Raw genomic sequence first — 738 nt, forward strand, 5'->3', positions numbered from 1 at the left:
GGTACTGGCGACTCACGATCACAACGATCATATCGACGTTAACGTCGCTGCTGCCGTGATGCAGAATTGTGCAGATGACGTACCGTTTATCGGACCGAAAACCTGTGTGGATTTGTGGATTGGCTGGGGCGTACCGAAAGAGCGTTGCATCGTGGTCAAACCGGGCGATGTAGTAAAAGTGAAAGACATTGAAATTCATGCGCTTGATGCTTTCGACCGTACTGCACTGATCACCCTGCCTGCCGATCAAAAAGCGGCTGGCGTACTGCCAGATGGCATGGACGATCGCGCGGTGAACTACCTGTTCAAAACGCCTGGCGGCTCCCTGTATCACAGCGGCGACTCCCACTACTCTAACTATTATGCGAAGCACGGTAACGAACATCAGATCGACGTGGCGTTAGGATCGTACGGCGAAAACCCGCGCGATATCACCGACAAAATGACCAGCGCCGATATGCTGCGTATGGGTGAAGCGCTGAATGCGAAAGTAGTGATCCCGTTCCACCACGATATCTGGTCAAACTTCCAGGCCGATCCGCAAGAGATCCGCGTGCTGTGGGAGATGAAAAAAGATCGCCTGAAGTATGGCTTCAAGCCGTTTATCTGGCAGGTGGGTGGCAAATTTACCTGGCCGCTGGATAAAGACAACTTCGAGTACCACTATCCGCGCGGTTTCGATGATTGCTTCACTATTGAACCGGATCTGCCGTTCAAGTCATTCCTGTAATCTGTCGT

1 protein-coding gene is annotated in these 738 nt (G+C 52.2%); it reads left to right on the forward strand.

Features of this window, described 5'->3' with window-relative positions:
• The coding region (ulaG, locus tag EOS_RS42765; RefSeq protein ID WP_047898304.1) for an L-ascorbate 6-phosphate lactonase at nt 1-730 on the forward strand (730 nt) is incomplete at its 5' end.
• Between the last annotated feature and the right edge of the window lie 8 nt (nt 731-738).

The sequence above is a fragment of the Caballeronia mineralivorans PML1(12) genome, from assembly GCF_001028175.1.
GTDB lineage: Bacteria > Pseudomonadota > Gammaproteobacteria > Burkholderiales > Burkholderiaceae > Caballeronia > Caballeronia mineralivorans.